An 18,409-nucleotide genomic window follows, 5' to 3' on the forward strand; every position below is an offset into this window, starting at 1 on the left:
GGGTGAAGGTGGGGGGGATGATGATCTGCCGGCAGATGCCGCCCACGGCGAAGGGCATCTGCTTCATCTCGCTGGAGGACGAGACGGGGATCGCGAACCTGGTGGTGCCCTCGGAGGTGTATGCGCGGTGCAGGCAGGAGATCCACGGCGCGCTGTTCCTCGTGGGGGAGGGGATGCTGGAGCGCTCGGGGAAGGTGACGAACGTGAAGACGCGCAGCGTGGTGTCCGTGCGGCAGTGAGGCATTGAGGTCCCGCGTCACATCTGCACGTCTGTTCCCGTACGCCGCCGGCACAGGGGTGTAGCGACCTGCAGGGGCATGGAACAACCCGTATTGCAGGCGATATAGGTTGCGTTTGTCCGGAGTGTAGTAGCGTGGATCAGAACGGGAGGGTTCTCAGTGCGCAACAGTCTTCGGTGGTTGGGGTCGCTGCTCGATCGCGTTGGCCTGTCGGAAGTGGTGGAGGAGGCGAGCGATTGGGTGCGGTACTACGCGCAGGGGAAGCCGCCCGTGAGCGAGCCGCAGTCGACCCGGGTCTCCCGGCCGGTCCACTCCGAGCCCCCGCGTGCGTCCATGCATGAGGTGATCGAGTCGCTGCGCAACGCGATGCCGGAGCGACAGGTGGACGCGACGGTGGTGGAGGTCCCTTTCGAGGGCCGCATGGAGCTGGCGCAGGCCGCTCGCCGCAAGACGGCGCCCAAGGCGAAGAAGGCCGCGGGCAAGAAGAGCGCTGCGGCGAAGAAGGCTCCGGCGGCGAAGAAGGCCGCCCCCGCGAAGAAGAAGAGTGCCGCGAAGAAGGCGCCCGCCGCCGCGAAGAAGGCGGCTTCGTCCGGAGGCGCGAGCGAGGACGCGGTGTCGGTGCTGGAAGCCGCGCTGCGAGGCCACGCGCGCCAGAAGGACCTGGTCTCCGCCGGCAAGGAGAAGGATCAGCTCCTGCGGTCGCTGATCCCCCTGTACCTGGCGAAGGCGCTGGACGTGGAGGTGACGTCCGGAACGACGTCGCGCTTCTGGAGCGGGCTGGGCGTGACGTACGCCGCCCCGAACGCGGCCAAGGCCCTGCGCCTGCATGCCGGCTACGCCCAGGACACCAAGAAGGGCAAGGCCATCACCGCCAAGGGCGTCCGCTACGTGGAAGACGCCCTTGCGCAGGCCGCGAAGTAGTCCAGCCAGACGCCTCAAGTCTTGAAGGACCACGGGCGCTCCCGGGATGACCCCCGGGAGCGCCCGCGTCGTATGGCGTCAGTGTTTCAGTACGCGAAGCACTGCGTGCCCGCGTCGTTGGGGAACGCCGGAGAGGGAATGGACGCGGGGTCCGCGCAGTAACCGTTGTGGTAGGCGACGTTGCAGGCCGTGCCGCTGTCGGGCTCCGTACTGCTCCCCGAGAAGGCGTTGGGATAGGAACCCCACACCGGGCAGCCATAGTCGCTGCAGTACGTGTGGATGCCGTTGTAGCAGGAGCCCAGCGTGGACTGATGCCCGGGCGACCCGGAGATGTCGATGGCGTGGCGGAAGTTGCGCAGCTGGTTTCCGTAGATCCAACTGTTGAGGGTGTTGGACGTCACCACGCCCATGTCCCCCGAAGCCGGAGACCCCTGGGAGTCGAAGATATTGAACCCCACGAAGCCCCAGTTGACCCGGTACAGCGTCATGCCCAGCTCATTCTTGTAGAAGCGGTTGTCCCGGACGTAGACATGGTCGATGAAGCCGCGCAGCGGGTCCGTCTGGGCGAAGTAGGACTGCGCCCAGTCGAACATGTGCTGCCGCAGGTCCAGCACGTGCTGGAAGCTCTGGAGCTCCGCGGGGTGGTAGCCCGTCAGTCGCTGGAAGGTGCAGTCATCCGCGTGGGCGTACTGGCTGCCGTCCGTCAGGAAGCCCAGCTTGAAGCCCGACACGAAGTTCTCCGTGTAGGTCGTGGACTGCGAATAGGGCAGGTGTCCGTCGGTGCTCATCCCGAAGAAGTTCTCAGCCGCGGTGGGGGTGCGGACCGCGACGTTCTTGAACACGTCCGTGTGACCGCCCACCACGTTGACCGCCACCTTCACGTCGCAGATGGAGTTGTGGTGGACCTGGGAGCGCGCGTTGGGGTTGCCCAGGAACTCGTACGGATGGACCGCGCAATAGCTCGGCGTGCCCCACTCCGTCGTCGGCGCCACGCTCACGCAGTAGGCGTTCTCGGGCCGCACGCCTCCGTCGTCCAGCTTGTCATCGGTGCCCGCGTCGCCTGTCTGGAACACGTCCGGCGCGGGGCATCCCGCATCAGGAGGCGGGGTGGTGCCATCCGCGTTGCAGGTCTGTGGACGGCAGTACTGCGCGTGCTTGCTGAAGAGCATGTTCTTCTCGAAGAGGCCGGGGCCGGTGGGGCACCCTCCTGCCGGCTTCGGCGTCAGGGTGAGCTTCAGCCCGGGCACCGTCTGACACTGCGGGTCTTCCTTGATGTAGACGGTGTTGAAGCCAAACGAGATGGCTCCACCCACGTGGGCGATCTTCAGGTGGTGCAGGTTGATGGGGGCGCCCGTGGTGTTGTTGGATTGCTGGACTCGCACGCCCACGGTCACCAACCGGTGATCCGTCAGGAAGTTCGTGGGCAGCGTCGCCGCAGTGGGCTCGTTGCCATCCAGCTCGAGGATGGAGTTGAGCGTGTGGCCCCGGGACTGACAGTCCTGGGCCAGGTTGTAGCCGGCCTGCGTCGTGCCCGACAGGGTGAGGTACGACACGCTGACGTTCGCCAACTGCTGGGCCGCGGGAAGGGTGGGGTCGTCATCCACCAGGACCAGGGCCTCGAGCTTCACGGCGCCCGGAACGTTGATGACGGTGGGAGCGGCCTCGTAGATCTGTGAGCCCTCCAGGTGGATGCCACTGGGGACATGGAGGCCCACGCCCTGGCTATCGATGCCACTGATGGGATAGTTCGGAGCCGGGATCTTGGTCTGATTGGTGATGGTGATGACGCCCGGATCGAGCAGGACCTTCGGATGGCCGGACTGCTTCGCCCAGTCGATGGCCTTCTGGTACCAGATGCCCCGGGGGCCCGTGACGACGACGGGGCCCGTGTTGTCGTCGGTGCAGACAGTGGTTGAATCACCGGCACGGCAGGTCACGCCCAGCTGCCCCGTGGCGCAGAATGCGTTCTGGAGTGCTCCGGTCGCGTCGTAGACCCGGGCGCACATCGTGCCCGGGAGGTTGTTCGGATACGGAACCCCTGCGTCGCTCGAACTTCCCGGGTTGCCCGGTTGGTTGGGGATCTCCGGCTCCTCCATGGCGACCACGACGCGGCTGTCGGTGCCGCCGTCGGAGACAGAGCTGGGTTGGGACAGGCACCCGGACGCGAGGAACAGGGGCAGGGTGCAAAACAGCGCCTTCCCCAGGGACTGGCGGAAGGCAACAAGAGGAACAGGCAAGGCCATTGGCATTGCCGGCCTCTTATTTCAAACACCTGTCAAAAGCCAGACGTCAGCCTTCGCGCTCGGAACGGCTGCCAGGAATCGCCGGGTTGTCCGTCCTCCGGTACGTGGCCACCACGGAGTACTTCGTGTCCGCCGTGTGGTTCCGGCTCGCCGCGTGGAACAGCCGCGCGTGGAAGAGCAGCACATCTCCGGGTGACAGCCGCACGTACTGGGTGTCCTTGATGAGCGCCGCGTTCTCCGGCAGCTCCGGCCGCAGGAACAGCTTCGCGTCGTAGCGCTCCGGCGCGAACTGCATGCGGTGCGTTCCGGGCAAGACCTTGAGCCCGCCGTTCTCCGGCGTCTCCGCGCCCAATGCCAACCATGTGGAGATGAGCTCCGGCCGCGTGAAGGCCCAATACCTCACGTCCTGGTGCCAGCCCGTATCCGACGAGAAGCGCGGCTGCTTCGTCATCACGCAGTTGTGATGCGCCCGCGCCTGCACCACCGGCCCGTCCAGCAACTGCTCCAACGCCTCCACCATCCGCGCGTCGTCGAACCACGCCGCGAACAGGGGCGAGCGGCCATGGGCCCTCAACAACCGCCGCACCGTCCGGCCACCTTCGTCCATCAGGCTCGCCGGAGAACCCGGGTAGGCCACATCGGCCTCGTATTCCACGGGCCCGTCACCGGACGCGAGCTGCTCCTGGATGGCGGCCCGCATCCGCTCGCATAGTTCTATATCTACAAAAGAGCGGATGACTAAATAACCTGTTTTCGCAAAAAACTGAATAGCTGTGAGAGGGAGCATGGCTGGACTGTCGGCAGGTCGGTAGAGTTCACTTGCCGTTACTAATTGGGAAAGATGCTCCTGGCGGGCTTCCGGGCAAGATAGATGAGTGTATTCCAATCATCCTCAATGCTTCGGAAATTTTCTTAACTGTCGTGTATTTTGCTCCGGTTCCGGCATATAGCGACTGGAGGAGCGGCCAAGATTTTTCGATCCTTGTAACAATCTCGTCTTCCTGATCGGGCGAAAGCAAGATCGAAACAACACAGTCCGACAGCTGCACTGGATTTTTAAAAGTCACTGGCGGGGGCATGTGCCTAGGGGGAAGGCCCACTCGTGGCATCAGTAGCGCATTGCCTTGAATTACGCCTCTGATGAGGGGGCTGACTACGGGTAACGATGGGAGGTTCCCAGGGAGACCCGAAAGGGCGGTGCTGTGGATGAGAGGCAAGCCAATCCGAGGGCGTTTGCTGCCGATCCTATGGATCGGCAGTCCCCCACGTACCACATGGCAACTCAGATCTGCCTGCATCGGTTGTTCGGTGAGCGCTTTCTGAGGCTTGCGGCCATCTCGCTCGAAAGTCACCAAGAGTGAAGATGCTCGGGTACCTCTAAATGTCGAATCTTTCCATTTCCTAATCACCTGGATTTTATAGGAACCAGAAAGTAAACTTAGCGACTCCGCATCCAAATGCGAGTGCATAAGAGATTCTGGCACGAGAGCTACAATAGCAATGCGGGGGGTTAGGATCTCGGCAGCAGTCAGGATGTGGGCCATCGCGGGACTGCATTTTCTTGATGTTGCACTGAATGTGGTTGAACGCCAGTCAACACCGCGCATGCTGAATGGGGGGTTTGCAACAACTAAATCAAAAGAGCTCAGACGTGTGAGCACTTTTGTCGATGCGCGAGATCGGCGATCGAGAAAATCACCAACGGAAAGAATCCAATCAGGATGGCTTGAGCGCAGAGTAGCTATGGCGCTGGTATCGATGTCGATCCCATATATCGAGATCTGGGGGTTCTTTGCTTGGACGGCGCGAAGAAGGCTGCCTCCTCCACATGCTGGGTCGATGCACGTTTCTGCCTTGGTGAGATCAATAGCGTTTGCAACGTAAGAGGCGACCTGTGGAGGGGTATAGTACTGATCCAGGCTCAACGAGGCAGTTCCGGTTGTGAGTGGTTTTCTTTAATTCTGTAGATGTGAATGGGGCCTACTCCACTGGATCTCTGTGGGCTCCGGACAGGATGGTCGTATACAATCTCGACACTCTGCGGGTTCTCTAGTGCAAACAGGATTGCACCTAGTGCATGGGGCTTGGTCCCAATCGGCGCTATATACATATATGCGGATGGGTTTTCGTCCTGCACTGTTTTAAGAGCCTCATATGCTTCGAAGGGGCAGCTGGCCTTGGCAAACTGAATGTCAGTGTGTGCACGGGCCTCCTCAAGAAACTCCCAGTTGCAGGAAATCGCATGGGCTGGGAATTCCATTTGGAATCCAGGGATGCCAAGAACCGGCACTGTCTTGGGGACGGACTCCAGTGTGATTGCGATTTGGCTCGCGCGCATGCCTTCGAACCCAAGAAATACAATGAATATTGGTTTCGAGTTCTCCTCGGGCCCTTGCAGTTTCGCAAAGCCTGGAAGAGGCGATACGCCAAGAAAGCTGTCGCTGAGGTTGAAGATTGTCGAGGAGGCGGGACTTGAGTGAAAACGGTACTGATGGGGCTCTGCGTAGACTATGTCAACCGTATCGACATGGTCCAAGCAACTCCTAATCAGGGGGGCCCATACGTGGTGAGACATTCCAGTAATGTCGACATATGCATGGTTTTTGTTTTACCAGACTTGCTGGAGCGCCTCAATGTTTCGTAACTGCAGCGTGAGACTCCCTTTGGATGTCGCAACCCTGATTTTGTCAGCCTGTTCATCAACAATGGACACACACTGTTCAGGTGCGGTGGACTCCAGTTCTTTCCAGGTGGGCAGGCTGCTCCTGTCGTCAAGACTTAAGGCGGAATAAAGATAAGTCGCGGTATTTGACAGGGCTTGGGGGGCTAGTGTTGAGTAGGTTCTTGTTTTTATTGCGTAATCAATATAGCTGCTCACGTGGCTTGCCCTCCGCTAAAAAACGCTGAAAAGAGAGCAAGTTGTTCGGGAAGATCCTCCTGAGGTGTCTGAGAGCGATCTTGAAGCAACTGAGAAATGGCTTGACGAGGAGCGTCCTTGAGCCTCTCTAGTGCTTCTGCGCTGAAAGTTATTCGGCGTTTGCGCCGATGTGAGAACTCGAAGAAGGGGGAAAATATTGGATGCAGTCGATACTCATCCTCCTTTGTCTCTAGCGTACTCGTCGCTTTGGTTCTTGGGGTAGCCTCAAACGCAAGGTGTCCTACGCCGTCTTCAAGCAGCTTAATTATATTTACTTTGGCAGAATTCGAGCCTGCCAAAACAAAACTGTTAATCTCTGGTGAGTGCCCCTCGGGATTTCGTGCGAGCTCGAAAAAGACTTTTCCAATGGCTAGGACCATGCGCTTGATTTCGCGCCCATGCTCACTAAGCCCTTCCAACTGATCAAGGCGACGCTTGCCAACTGTCTTGCAGGCGGCCGTTTGGATTTTCGGGTCAATCTTCAAGGCTTTTGCTGCAGACTCCTCCGTAGAAGCAAAGGCGAGGCTCAAGCTCTCGTGGATTAGCTCAAGAAAATAGCGAATGTTCCCGGATGAGATGCCTAAGAATGTGCGTGTGCCACAATAGTATTTTCTAACTCTGACACCGCGGTGGCCCTTGGTTATCCAAAACAGGCTGGCGTAACCGTGGTTGTTGAGGCGTTCGCTCCACTTGTCGGGCGATTTAAACCAGTCGTTAGCTAGGCTAGGAACTGGCTCGTGGGAGCTTTCTGACCAGTACTGCAGGAAGTAGAGATCTTCTGGGGGAATGCTCTTGATCCAGTTGGTGACCTCTGGCCTGCATGCTTCACTAACCTCAGTCAAGACTTCCTCGGCATGACTGAGTGCGCCGAGTCGGTGGGCCTCCTCCCTGCGACTCAAGTCAGGAAGTAAATCGTCAAGGGTGTGGACTGGAGCGCCTACTTCTCGGGCATGCAAGATTCGCTTTTCCGCGACATGCATTGCAAAAGTTTCGAAATTCTCCTCGTTTGAGATATCCACCTCAAGCAGATCATGGGGACTGCCGAGCATGTCACTTGAGTCGATTGTTTGGCGACACCTAAGTCCGTTTCGGCGCACCCCGATTTTGTATGATAAAGGAGGGGCCGAATGTTTTATGTATGTATTTACTACCGCCTGCTGGTAGTCGAGAAGGTTTTCGTACTCGTCGACTGCGCAGAATATGGTTCTGTTCTGTATTGGGTCTTGCTCCTGAATCGTCTCTGCGAATAGCCGTACGGGGCTCTCTGCGATGGATAGGTCGATACTTCCTTGGGTATTGATGTTGTTGACGTGAAATTCCAAGGCAATGATTCCGGTGCGGACTGCATCGGACAGACCGGCGAGGTCGTCAGCTGTGGCCAGAGCTAGACTTTTGCTAAGATCGCGAATAGTTGATTGCCGTAGTGTCGACCAACCTTCATTCTTGATGAGCCATGCGTAGAGCCGACAGAACTCTTGGCAAACCAAGAGATTGAAGTAGTGGGAGAAAAGTTTTGACCATCGTCTGGGATCGGTTGCTTCCCCATTGAATGCGTGTGATTGGTTTTTGTTAATTTTGATGTAGATGCCTAGGTAGGGGAGCCTTTCAGGGGCGGAGTGTTGATGTGGCATCCGCACTCGCGTCGCGTCGAAGCGCAATGACTTTAGCGCTGTCGTCTTCCCTGTTCCTCGGCCACCAACAAGCAGTGTTGGCCGTGGGGCCTCAAGTTTCTTGAAGTAATTGGGCTCAATAAAGAGTGTGCCAAACAAGTCTTGACGCCATTCAGACCGAAATTCCCCAAAGAGCTCTGTGAGGATTTTTTCAGGGTTTGCTGCTCTCAGAGGCGCTCGATCAATGGTGTCCATTTCGGACCTCCCTGTGCCCAAAGAAGCGGAACTGTTGAATCAGGAACGGAATGTTCAAAGGCGATGGCTAGGGCCAAATTGTGGAATCCATACTGGCGATATGTGTTTTTCATTAAGTAGTCATCGACAATCAATCCTTGCGCATACTTATTTATCAGCAAGTCAATCTTCTTGATGGCGTCGGCTTGTTCTGTTGGCTCGCAGATGGTTTCTGGGTGAAGAGAGTATTTGTGGTCCAAGAGGTGAGTGGTATGGATATTTATTTGGGGGATTTCTTTCCCTATCCGCAGAACTCCATAGAGCGTTGCGACTGGACATACGTAGTGGGCTTTGAATTGAGACACCTTGAATGCTTCATCGAAACTCCTGGGGTGGCTCGAACGGTATGGGCGATGCCAGGTTTTTATAAACTGCTCTCCTGATCCTATGAAGTCGTCTATGAATATGATCGGCTTTCCATGGACTGCCTCAAGAACTGCTAGCGCAGGATCGATAATTTTCTCTCCATCCAGCCTCAGGACTTGACGTGCCTTCCGACAGAAGAGGTTTCCAGACTCAGCAGGATTCGGTTCTTCTTTTTCGGTTCTTGTTATGTAGGCAGAATTTATTAGTTTGTTGTAGTTGATCCAGCGGCTGTTTGTTGTTGCCTGTGCCGAGGCGAGTGACTGAACAAGCAAGGCGTAAGCTGACTTCAGGAGTCTGTCTGTCACTTCGTCTGAGAAGAATGTGAATCTGTCGAGCAGCAGCGCGGCTGCGGCTCGGTCGTTATCTTCAAAGTTTCTGAGCCATGCCTGAGGCCTAATTCTGGGCTCCTTCTTCCAGAGTCCAGATTTCTTGAGTGCTTCGAGTTTTCTCGTTGTGTTCGCCAGTATTTGGTTTTCGTCGATAGGCATAGATTTTCTTTTTGGTGTTGTGCTCAGCCCAACAGCCGCGAGTCATCCAGGTCGATTTCATCCTGGATGAGGTCCACGCCGTTCTGCCGGAACCGCCGCGCCGCCGCCCGGCTGCGCGGCCCGTGCCCGTGCTCCAGGCACCACTGCGCGTGCTCGCTCAAGAGCGCCAGTTCCAGCGTGCGCCCCAGCGTCAGCGAGAAGCGCCGCGCCCCGGCCTCCATCGTGGTGGGGTTCGCCATCGCGCCGGACACCCACGCCCGCGCGTGCTCCAGCGCGTCGTGCGCCGTCTGGACGCAGGGGCGGAGGCCCGCGTCCGTCACCTTCGACAGCCGGCCCTCCACCTCGTGGAAGAACGCCTCCAGCGTGCCTTCCTTCGCCAGCGCGCGCAGCGAGTCCAGCGACAGGACGTTCGTCGTGCCCTCCCAGATGGACAGCACCTGCGCGTCCGCCTGGATGCGCGGCAGGCCCGTGTCCTCCACGTAGCCCGCGCCGCCAAAGGACTCCGTCGCCTCCGACGTGACGTGCACCACCTGCCGGCCCGTCGTCAGCTTCGCCAGCGGCGTCACCAGACGCTGCAACAGCTGCTCCTGCTCCGTCGCCGTGCGCGTCTCCAGCTTGCCCAGCAGCTCCACCCCGCGGAACGCCAGGAGGAAGCCCGCCTGGAACTCCGCCTCCAGCCCCGCCAGCGTGTCCACGTGCAGCGGCTTCTCCGACAGCGGCGCGCCGAACTGCACCCGGCGCTTCGCATAGTCATGCGCCAGCGCCAGCGCGCGGCGCATGGCCCACGTCGCGCCCATCGCGTTCCAGGTGCGCGTCACGTTCAGCATCATCGCCATGTTGCGGATGCCGTCCGTCAGCCCCGCCACCGGCGTCGCCAGCGTCCCGTCCAGCGTCAGCTCCGCCGTGGGCACCTTCTTCGTGCCGAACTTGTCCTTCAGCCGGTTGATCTGGATGCCATTGAGCCGGCCCTGCGCGTCCCGCGTCTCCACGAAGAAGAGCGCCAGCCCCTTGCCGCCGGGGCCGTTGCCCGTGGGGCGCGCCAGCGTCAGCGCCATCTGCGCCGTCGTCGCGGACGTGAACCACTTCGTGCCGTACAGCCGCCAGCCCTCCGCGGACTGCCTCGCCTCCGTCAGCGTGAGCCCCACGTCCGAGCCGCCCGTGCGCTCCGTCATCCACTGGCCCGACGTCCAGAACGTCGCCGGATCGCGCGACGTCAGGCGGGGCAGGGCGTGGTCGATGAGGGCCTTGTTCCCCAACGACAGCAGCGACCGCGCCGCGCCGTCCGTCATCGCCAGCGGACACGAGTAGACGTCCAGCGACGGCTGCACCAGGTAGTTCAGCGCGAACTGGTGCACGCGGCTGAGCGCGCCGCTCTTCTGCTCGTAGGCCACCGCGACCAGGCCCTTCTTCGCCGTCAGCGCCTCCGCTTCCTTCCACAGCGGCGTCACCTCGATGTGGTCGATGCGCTGACCCCACGGGCTCCACTGCGTGAGGACGGGCTCGTTCAGCCGGTCGCGCTGCTGGAACTCGTAGAAGTACTTGCCTCCCAGCTCCCCCAGCTCGCGGAAGTCATCCTGGAGCGAGCGGAACATGTCCGGCGGAAGGGTCCGGGCCAGGTAGCCCTGCAGGAACGCGTCGTCGTCGTACTGGTTGCCAAGAACGGGTGGCGCCTGGAAGAAGCTCATGGCCCGAAGTTAACACCCCTGCCACAACGGTGGGGTAGAGTGGTCTCCCCCTCCGCCGGAGCCGTGATGACCGACTTCTTCCGCAGGCCCCCACCTGGCCCAGGTCCGTCTTCTTCCGACGCCGAGCAGGATCCGAATCGCAGCATCACGCCGCTGGAGACGCCCGCCTCGCCGGCGAGCCCTGTCTTCGCGCCGCCGCCCCGTCCGCGTGCGCCCAATACGGCCGGGGTGCCGCTCGGCGGACAGCAGCCCCCGGAGCCCAGCCGCTCCAGGCCCGCGCAACCCGCGCCGCTGCCCTCCGTCATCTTCGACCCGATGCCGCGCCCCCGCGTGCCACCTCCCGCCGCGGGCGGAGGTGTCGCACCGCCCGGAGCGCCGCCGCCCTTCAGCGAGGAGATGCTGGACGTGCAGACGGAGCGGCGCACCGCGCCCCCCGGCCCGCCTCCACATCCCACGGAAGGCGACCGGCGGGGTGGGGCCTCCTCCGCCTCCTCGCAGGACTCCGAACGCCGCGCGGGCCCCGGTCCGGAGCGCCGGGGGCCCCCGGATGCGGACCGCCGCGGACCGAGCAGCCCTCCCGGCCCCGAACGTCGCACCGCGGCCTCTGTAGCCCCACAGAACTACGCGGGCCCGGAGCGGCGCGGCCCGCGACGCGGTGACGCGCCGGATGCCCCGGCGGCGAACCGCTTCTGGCCCGCGCAGCCGAAGACGCTCCAGGAGGCGGGGCTCAACGCCACGTTCGTGGAGGAGCTGGTCCTCAAGGCCATCTTCTTCGCGGGCGAGATGCGCGGCATGGACGTGGCCACGCGCCTGCAACTGCCCTCCGCGCTGGTGGACGAGGTCATCGAGGGCCTGCGCCGCCAGAAGTACGTCGACATCCGCGGCGGTGGCGGATCCGGCGTGGGCCGCTCCACGATGATCTACCAGCTGACGACCTTCGTGACGGACGTGCTGCGGCAGATCCTGGACCGCAACCGCTACAACGGCCCGGCGCCCGTGCCGTTCAACGAATGGGTCGCCGCCGTGAAGCAGCAGACCGTGCGCGGCAATCGCATCACCCGCCAGCGCATGGAGGACAAGTTCGGCGACCTGATCATCCGCGACTACATCTTCGACGGCATCGGGCCTGCGCTGAACTCCGGTCGCGCCATCTTCTTCTATGGCCCCCCGGGCAACGGCAAGACGGCCATCTGCCAGGGCATGGTCAACTGCTACGACGGGGACATCTTCGTCCCCCACGCGCTGCTCATCGACGACTTCGTGGTGAAGATGTTCGACGCGAACATCCACCGCGCAGTGGAGGACGAGCCCGGCATGCCTTCGTATGACCGCCGCTGGGTGCGCTGCCGCCGGCCGCTGGTGGTGGTGGGCGGTGAGCTCACGCTGGAGATGCTCGACCTCGTCTACACCCCGGAGGTGAAGTACTACGAGGCGCCGTTCCAGATGAAGGCGTCCAACGGGATGCTCCTCATCGACGACTTCGGCCGGCAGAAGGTGTCCCCCAAGGAGCTGCTCAACCGGTGGATCGTCCCGCTGGAGAGCGACGTGGACATCCTCACGCTCCACACCGGCAAGAAGGTCCAGGTGCCCTTCGACGTGTTCGCCGCGTTCTCCACCAACCTGGACCCCAGCGAGCTCGTGGACGACGCCTTCCTGCGCCGCGTCCGCTACAAGCTGGAGGTGCGGCGCCCGGACGAGGAGCAGTTCCATGAGATCTTCCAGGTGATGTGCAAGAAGCGCGGAGTGCCCTACGACGCGCGCGCCGTGGACTACCTCATCGACGAGCACTACCGCCCGCATCAGCGGCCCTTCGCCGCGTGCCAGCCTCGCGACCTGTTGGATCAGGTCATCGACATGGCGAACTACCAGGGCACGACGCCGCGGCTGGACCCCACGCTGCTGGACGCCGCCGTGCGCAGCTACTTCGTGCGCTTCGACAAGCCCGAGGCGTCCCCGCCCGCTTCCCGCTGAAGCGGCTGGGGGCCGTCCCCCGCGAACGGCCCCCACGGCGACGGCTGGAGCCACGTGCGCACCGTCTCCACGGGCACGTTGGCCAGCACGTCCACGATGGACAGCCCCGTCACGAAGCGCCCCTCGCGCCCCTGCGCGTAGTCCGGGTGGCGGAAGCGCTGCCACAACAGGCGCACGTCCACCGCGCGGAAGCGCTCGGGCTTCAGGTACACCGTGGAGCCCGTCCCCGAGTAGTACGTGTGCGCGCCCGTCTGGAGGCAGTACTCCACCAGCCGCTGCGTCTTGTCCTCGCCCCGGCGCTCCAGCGTGGAGGAACACACCAGGTCCGGCGTGAGCCCCAGTGGCGCGTAGAACAGCGACATGCTGGACAGGAGCACGCGCAACAGCGACCCCGGTCCGGACTCGCGCGCGGCGGCGTCGTAGAAGGGCTCCAGCAGCGGCAGCACCTGCGCGCGGAAGTGGGGCCGGCCTCCGTAGAGCGTCACCAGCGTCTGGAGATGCTTGCGCGCCCAGGGCTGGCTCGAGTCCACCGCCAGGTCGCGGATGCGCGTGTCGCGGTGCGGATCCTCCAGCGGAATGGACAGCCACTGGAAGCCCGGCTCGGACGGCGGCGGCGTGGGCACGCCGTGGGGCAGGGCGACGCGCGTGCGGCGCTGCCACCCACGCCGGAGCCACTGCACGTCATCCAGCACCACGAGCGTGCCGGCGCGCGCCACCTGCTCGTAGAAGTCCACCCACGGCAGGTAGTGGGGCTGCTCGGCGACGAGGACTCCAGGGTGTCCGGACACGCCCCGGATGATAGGGCCTTTCAGCCGCCGCGCATCGGGTGGCGGAACACCGGCGGGAAGACGCGCGGGGCCTTCTTCTTGCGCACGCAGGTGGTGTCCGCGCTCATGTAGCAGGCGGAGAACGCGCGCCGCCGCTGACCGGGCCGGCCACGCCCGGAGCGGTGCCAGACGTGGTTGTGCACGAGCAGCGCCTCCCCGGCCCGCACGGGCAGGGGCACCACGTGGCCTTCCGCGTCCGCCGCCTCCACGCGGTCCGGCGGAATCACGCCGCCCAGCGCCGTCACCAGCCCCGCGCGGTGGCTGCCGGGGATGACCTCCAGACAACCGCCCCCCTCCGGCGCGTCGTCCAGCGCGGTCCAGATCTGGAGATCCGGTTCGCGCGTGAGGCCCCACAGCTTTCCGCCGTCCTGGTGGAAGGGCAGGTTGCTGCCGCCCGCCGGGCCCTTGTGGAAGAGGATGGCGCGGTACAGGACGATGTCGCCGGGGATGCGCGCGCGGGTGATCCGTTCGAACAGCGGGTTCTCCAGCCACGCGAGGAAGCGCGGATCCTTCTCCAGCTTCTCCAGCTTGCGGTACTCCAGGGACGGGCCCTGCCAGCCCAGCCCCAGGGGCGCGTCCTCGTAGCGGCCCGTGGTGGCGTCCGGCTGGAAGAACATCCCGGGATACACCACGCGGCCGAGCATCAGGTCGTCCGCCCGCTCGCGCAGGGACTCCACGCCCGCGTCATCCAGCACACGGCCCAGGCGCGCGTAGCCGTGCGCTTCGTAGTGGGCGAGCACGGCCGCCACGTCCAACCCTTCCGCCTCCACGCTGACCATCCGCCGCACCATTGCCTCAAGGCCCGTGCGCGTCCAGCCCGGACGTGCGGACGGGGGAGGGCGCCCTCGCGGGACGGTCCGCCAGCCCTTGCACCCGCGCCTGCCCGGTCGCATGGTGGGCTTGATGCCCTATCGCCGCGCCACGTACCTCGTCTCCGCCCCGGATGGCACCCGGGTGGCGGTCCACACCCACAGCTCGGGCATGCCGGAGGAAGGCCGCGACGCCGCGCTCGCGGACCGTCCCACGGTGCTGCTGACCAACGGCATCGGGACGTCGGAGAACTTCTGGCGTCACATCGTCGCCGACCTGGAGCAGGACCACCGCGTGGTGCACTGGGACTACCGCGGCCACGGCATGAGCGAGGAGTCGCGCGACGGGGACTACCGCGTGCAGGTGCACGTGGACGACCTGGAGCGCGTCACCGAGGCGGCCATGGTGCGCGGCAACGGCCGGCCCCCGCACCACATCGCCTTCTCCATGGGCGTGCGCATCCTGCTGGAGCTGTACCGCCGGCGCCCGGACCTGGTGCCGTCCATGACGCTCATCGCGGGGACGCCGGGCGTGCCGGGCTCGGCGGATCCGCGCTGGGGCTCCCGCGTCGCGCTGTCCACCGCCAGGGGAGTCCTGGCCGCTGGAACGCCCTGGGTGCCGGTGGTGGCGCCCGCGGTGAAGGCCTTCCTCGCCAGCCCGCTGGCGGATCCAATGGCCCGGGCCGTGGGTGCGCTGCGCGCTCGAGCCCCGCGCGAGGACATCGCCGAGTTCCTCGACGCGCTCTACCACATGAGCGCGCAGGCCTATTGGCGCACGCTGCGCGGCCTCACGGAGGGCCACGCCTGGGACGTCCTGCCCTCCATCCGGGTGCCCGTGTTGATCATCGCCGCGACGGATGACGTCCTCGTGCCCCTGTCGGAGGTGCAGCGGCTGCACCGCGCGCTGCCCCAGGCCGACTGGCTCCAGGTGGATGACGCCGGCCACGCGGGCCTCCTGGAGGCAGGGACGGAGATCGCCCAGTACGTTCGGGGCTTCCTGGATGCGCATGGATTGGAGGATTCAGCCTCCGTGCAAACCCCCGCCACTCCAGGCTGAAGCCGACGCGGTTCGGACGCCCCACCCGGACTGCCAGATCTTGAGAAATCCGTGGCCCGGAAGTCACCGGGCCGAGTTTGCGTCTCCCTGTAATTTTGTGGTTTGCAGGGGGGCTCAGTACTCAACACGGAGTCTCCATGTCCTGGTCTTCCCGGCACCTGCTGGTCCCATTGTCAGCGGTGCTGTTGGTTTTGTCGGCGTGCGGTGGCGATGACGACAAGAACCCTGTCTGCGGCAACGGCATCATCGAGAGCGGCGAAGCGTGCGACGACGGCAACCGCACGGAAGGTGACCGCTGCAACAACAGCTGTCAGGTGACCACGCCCACGGTCGATGCGGGCACCAACACGGACGCGGGCACGGGGACGGACGCAGGTACCGAGACGGACGCGGGCACGGAGACGGACGCAGGTACCGAGACGGACGCGGGCACGACGACGGACGCGGGCACGGAGACCGACGCCGGCACGACGACGGACGCGGGCACGGAGACCGACGCCGGCACGACGACGGACGCGGGCACGGAAACCGACGCCGGCACGGTGACGGACGCGGGCACGACGACGGACGCGGGCACGACGACGGACGCGGGCACGGGGACAGACGCCGGCACGACGACGGACGCGGGCACGACGACGGACGCGGGCACCGAGACGGATGCCGGCACGACGACGGACGGTGGCTCAGGGCCGGTTGATGCGGGCACGGACGCTGGCACCGAGACGGACGCGGGCACCATCGACGCGGGTACGGACGCGGGCACCGAGACCGACGCCGGCACCATCGACGCGGGCACGGACGCGGGCACCGAGACGGACGCGGGCACGGATGGCGGCGCCATCGACGCGGGTCCGGCTCCGGACGCGGGCACGGGCACCGATGCCGGCACGGACGCGGGCACGGGCACCGACGCGGGCACCACGGTGACGCTCAGCGCCCTGGAGCCGGCCGCGGTCTTCGCGCGCTCGGGCACCACGGGTGAGACGATTCCGGAGCCGCTCGAGGTCACGCTGAGCGCCGAGGCCACCACGGACGTCGTGGTCCAGGTCTCCTCGTCCAGCGGCTCGGTGGTCGTGGCCAACGGTGGCCAGGTGACGGTGCCGGCGGGCTCGCGCTCCGCGGTGGTCATCGTGACGGCGGACAACGCGGCGGGCGCCACCAAGGCGACGCTGACGGCCACGCTGGGTGGGGACTCGCGCACCGCCACGGTGCGCGTGCTCGGTGCGACCGATGCGGCCTCGCTGGCGTACCTGTCGCCGGAGACGGTGGTCCTGTCCTCCGGTCAGACGGCCAACGTCACCGTGACGCTCGACATCCCGGCCGCTGGGGCCACGGTCGTGGCGCTGTCCACGACGGGCAACGTGGGCTCCGTGCCGGCCACCGTGACGGTGCCGGCCAACGAGATCTCCGCGAAGTTCACCTTCACCGCCGGCGCGTCCGGCTCCACGGGCACCATCGTGGCCACGCTCAACGGCCAGTCCGTGTCCGCCCAGGCGAAGGTCACCGCCGCCCCGACGACGAACCACATCGTCATCAGCGAGCTCGCCGCCGCGGGCCCGGCCACCGGTGCCCCCGGCGACGACGACGAGTTCGTCGAGCTCTACAACCCGACGAACGAAGAGGTGAACATCGGCAACTGGAAGCTCCAGTACAAGAGCGCCGCCGGCAACGCCTACTCCGGCACCTACGTGCTTCCGGCGTCCGCCCGCATCGCCGCCCACGGCTTCTTCCTGATCGCCCGTGACACCTACCAGGGCCCCGGGACACCCGACACGAAGTGGGGCACTGCCTTCTCGATGGGCGCCAATGGCGGCCATGTGCGCATTGGCCCCAACAGCCTCTCGGACAAGCTCGTGGATCCCAACGTCGTGGACAAGCTGGGCTGGGGCACGGGTAACGACGGGGAAGGCGGGGCCATCAAGGGCACTCCGTCCAAGGCCGGCAGCTACGAGCGCAGGGCCAACGTCGGCGCGTCGGCCGCCACCATGGAGAGTGGCGCGGACGCGACGAAGGGCAACAGCCTGGACACGGACGTGAACAGCTCGGACTTCATCATCCGCACCACGCGCGGTCCGCAGAACAAGGCGAGCGGCACCGAGACGCCTTGACGCACTGAGCAGTGACCGGCCCCCACCGTCCTTCCAGGAACGGTGGGGGCTGGAAATACCCGCGCGCTTTCGCCATAAGCGGGGGCGTGCGAGTCGTCTCCTGGAACGTCAACGGTCTGCGCTCCATCCACCGCAAGGGGTTCCTCCCGTGGCTGTCCAAGGCCCGGGCGGACATCGTGGGGCTGCAGGAGGTGCGCGCCCGCGTGGAGCAGCTCCCCGCGGAGGTGCGCGCCCCCCGCCGTTGGAAGACCCACTTCGTGGCCGCGGAGCGCCCCGGCTACAGCGGCGTGGGCCTCTTCAGCCGCCACGAACCGGAAGAGCTCACCACCACCCTGGACGCGCCGGAGGTGGACGCGGAGGGCCGCCTCCAGTTCGCCCGCTTCGGCAAGCTCACCGTCGTCAACGGCTACTTCCCCAATGGCAACGGGAAGGACCGCGACCTGTCCCGCATCCCCTTCAAGCTGGACTTCTACCGCCGCCTCTTCGCGCGCCTGGAGAAGCCGCTGCGCGACAACCAGCGCGTGCTGGTGATGGGCGACTTCAACACCGCGCACCAGGACATCGACCTGGCGCGCCCGCGCGAGAACCGCGAGACGAGCGGCTTCCGCCCGGAGGAGCGCGACGAGTTCGACCGGTGGATCCGCGCGGGCTGGGTGGACACCTTCCGCCACTTCAACCCCGCGGGCGGTCACTACTCCTGGTGGAGCCAGCGCGCCGGCGTGCGCGAGAAGAACATCGGCTGGCGCATTGACTACGTGCTGGCCACCCCGGCGGCGCTCGCCTTCGTGAAGAAGGCCGCCGTGCATCCGGATGTCCACGGGTCGGATCACTGCCCCGTGAGCGTGGACCTGGACCCCTCGGTCCTCACCTGAAC

At 64.5% G+C, this 18,409-nt stretch carries 15 protein-coding genes; 6 read left to right on the top strand and 9 right to left on the bottom strand.

Translation table 11 applies throughout. The features are described 5' to 3' along the window. Both D7W81_RS05980 and D7W81_RS05985 read left to right on the top strand, forming a co-directional pair. The coding region (locus D7W81_RS05980) for a hypothetical protein (RefSeq protein ID WP_147445355.1) at positions 1-239 on the top strand (239 nt) is incomplete at its 5' end. Between the two features lie 159 nt (positions 240-398). Then, positions 399-1,160, top strand: a complete 762-nt coding sequence (locus tag D7W81_RS05985) for a hypothetical protein (protein WP_244226998.1) — start codon at positions 399-401, stop codon at positions 1,158-1,160. 86 nt (positions 1,161-1,246) lie between these two features. Here the strand turns inward: D7W81_RS05985 and D7W81_RS05990 are convergent, their stop codons facing one another. The 7 genes from D7W81_RS05990 to D7W81_RS06010 all read right to left on the bottom strand — a co-directional run bounded on the left by D7W81_RS05990 (position 1,247) and on the right by D7W81_RS06010 (position 10,763). Next, the gene (locus D7W81_RS05990) at positions 1,247-3,409 is read right to left on the bottom strand and encodes a right-handed parallel beta-helix repeat-containing protein (RefSeq protein WP_147445356.1); all 2,163 of its coding nucleotides are present in this window, start codon (positions 3,407-3,409) and stop codon (positions 1,247-1,249) included. A gap of 40 nt (positions 3,410-3,449) precedes the next feature. Continuing rightward, the gene (locus D7W81_RS05995; protein WP_120554352.1) at positions 3,450-4,190 is read right to left on the bottom strand and encodes a phytanoyl-CoA dioxygenase family protein; all 741 of its coding nucleotides are present in this window, start codon (positions 4,188-4,190) and stop codon (positions 3,450-3,452) included. A gap of 28 nt (positions 4,191-4,218) precedes the next feature. After that, a complete protein-coding gene (locus D7W81_RS44365) occupies positions 4,219-5,328 on the bottom strand; it encodes an N-6 DNA methylase (RefSeq protein ID WP_120554353.1) in 1,110 nt (369 codons plus the stop codon). After that, on the bottom strand, positions 5,325-5,939 hold the full coding sequence (locus D7W81_RS41830) for a hypothetical protein (RefSeq protein WP_147445357.1): 615 nt from the start codon (positions 5,937-5,939) through the stop codon (positions 5,325-5,327). The genes D7W81_RS44365 and D7W81_RS41830 overlap by 4 nt, the downstream gene beginning before the upstream one ends. Positions 5,940-6,277: 338 nt before the next feature. Continuing rightward, a complete protein-coding gene (locus D7W81_RS06005; RefSeq protein ID WP_208721186.1) occupies positions 6,278-8,185 on the bottom strand; it encodes an ORC-CDC6 family AAA ATPase in 1,908 nt (635 codons plus the stop codon). Continuing rightward, entirely contained in the window at positions 8,158-9,078 is a 921-nt protein-coding gene (locus D7W81_RS41835) for a phosphoribosyltransferase-like protein (RefSeq protein ID WP_147445358.1), read from the bottom strand. Before D7W81_RS41835 ends, D7W81_RS06005 begins: the two co-directional genes overlap by 28 nt. A gap of 23 nt (positions 9,079-9,101) precedes the next feature. Beyond that, positions 9,102-10,763 carry an acyl-CoA dehydrogenase family protein gene (locus D7W81_RS06010; RefSeq protein WP_120554354.1) on the bottom strand — a complete coding sequence of 554 codons (1,662 nt, stop codon included), beginning with the start codon at positions 10,761-10,763 and terminating at the stop codon, positions 9,102-9,104. Between the two features lie 66 nt (positions 10,764-10,829). On the opposite strand from D7W81_RS06010, the gene D7W81_RS06015 reads away from it, so the two are divergent. Further along, complete coding sequence (locus tag D7W81_RS06015) at positions 10,830-12,734, top strand: DUF8689 domain-containing protein (protein ID WP_120554355.1); 1,905 nt, start codon at positions 10,830-10,832, stop codon at positions 12,732-12,734. On the opposite strand, the gene D7W81_RS06020 is transcribed toward D7W81_RS06015, so the two are convergent. Beyond that, positions 12,683-13,522 carry a WbqC family protein gene (locus tag D7W81_RS06020; protein ID WP_120554356.1) on the bottom strand — a complete coding sequence of 280 codons (840 nt, stop codon included), beginning with the start codon at positions 13,520-13,522 and terminating at the stop codon, positions 12,683-12,685. The genes D7W81_RS06015 and D7W81_RS06020 overlap by 52 nt on opposite strands. A gap of 20 nt (positions 13,523-13,542) precedes the next feature. Then, positions 13,543-14,352, bottom strand: a complete 810-nt coding sequence (locus D7W81_RS06025) for a phytanoyl-CoA dioxygenase family protein (protein WP_244227002.1) — start codon at positions 14,350-14,352, stop codon at positions 13,543-13,545. 112 nt (positions 14,353-14,464) lie between these two features. On the opposite strand from D7W81_RS06025, the gene D7W81_RS06030 reads away from it, so the two are divergent. The 3 genes from D7W81_RS06030 (at position 14,465) to D7W81_RS06040 (ending at position 18,407) form a co-directional block, all read left to right on the top strand. Beyond that, on the top strand, positions 14,465-15,427 hold the full coding sequence (locus D7W81_RS06030) for an alpha/beta fold hydrolase (RefSeq protein ID WP_120554380.1): 963 nt from the start codon (positions 14,465-14,467) through the stop codon (positions 15,425-15,427). A 137-nt stretch (positions 15,428-15,564) separates the two neighbouring features. Continuing rightward, entirely contained in the window at positions 15,565-17,535 is a 1,971-nt protein-coding gene (locus tag D7W81_RS06035) for a lamin tail domain-containing protein (RefSeq protein ID WP_120554357.1), read from the top strand. Between the two features lie 86 nt (positions 17,536-17,621). After that, positions 17,622-18,407, top strand: a complete 786-nt coding sequence (locus tag D7W81_RS06040; RefSeq protein WP_120554358.1) for an exodeoxyribonuclease III — start codon at positions 17,622-17,624, stop codon at positions 18,405-18,407. The last annotated feature ends 2 nt before the right edge of the window (positions 18,408-18,409 follow it).

The sequence above is a fragment of the Corallococcus aberystwythensis genome (assembly GCF_003612165.1).
GTDB lineage: Bacteria > Myxococcota > Myxococcia > Myxococcales > Myxococcaceae > Corallococcus > Corallococcus aberystwythensis.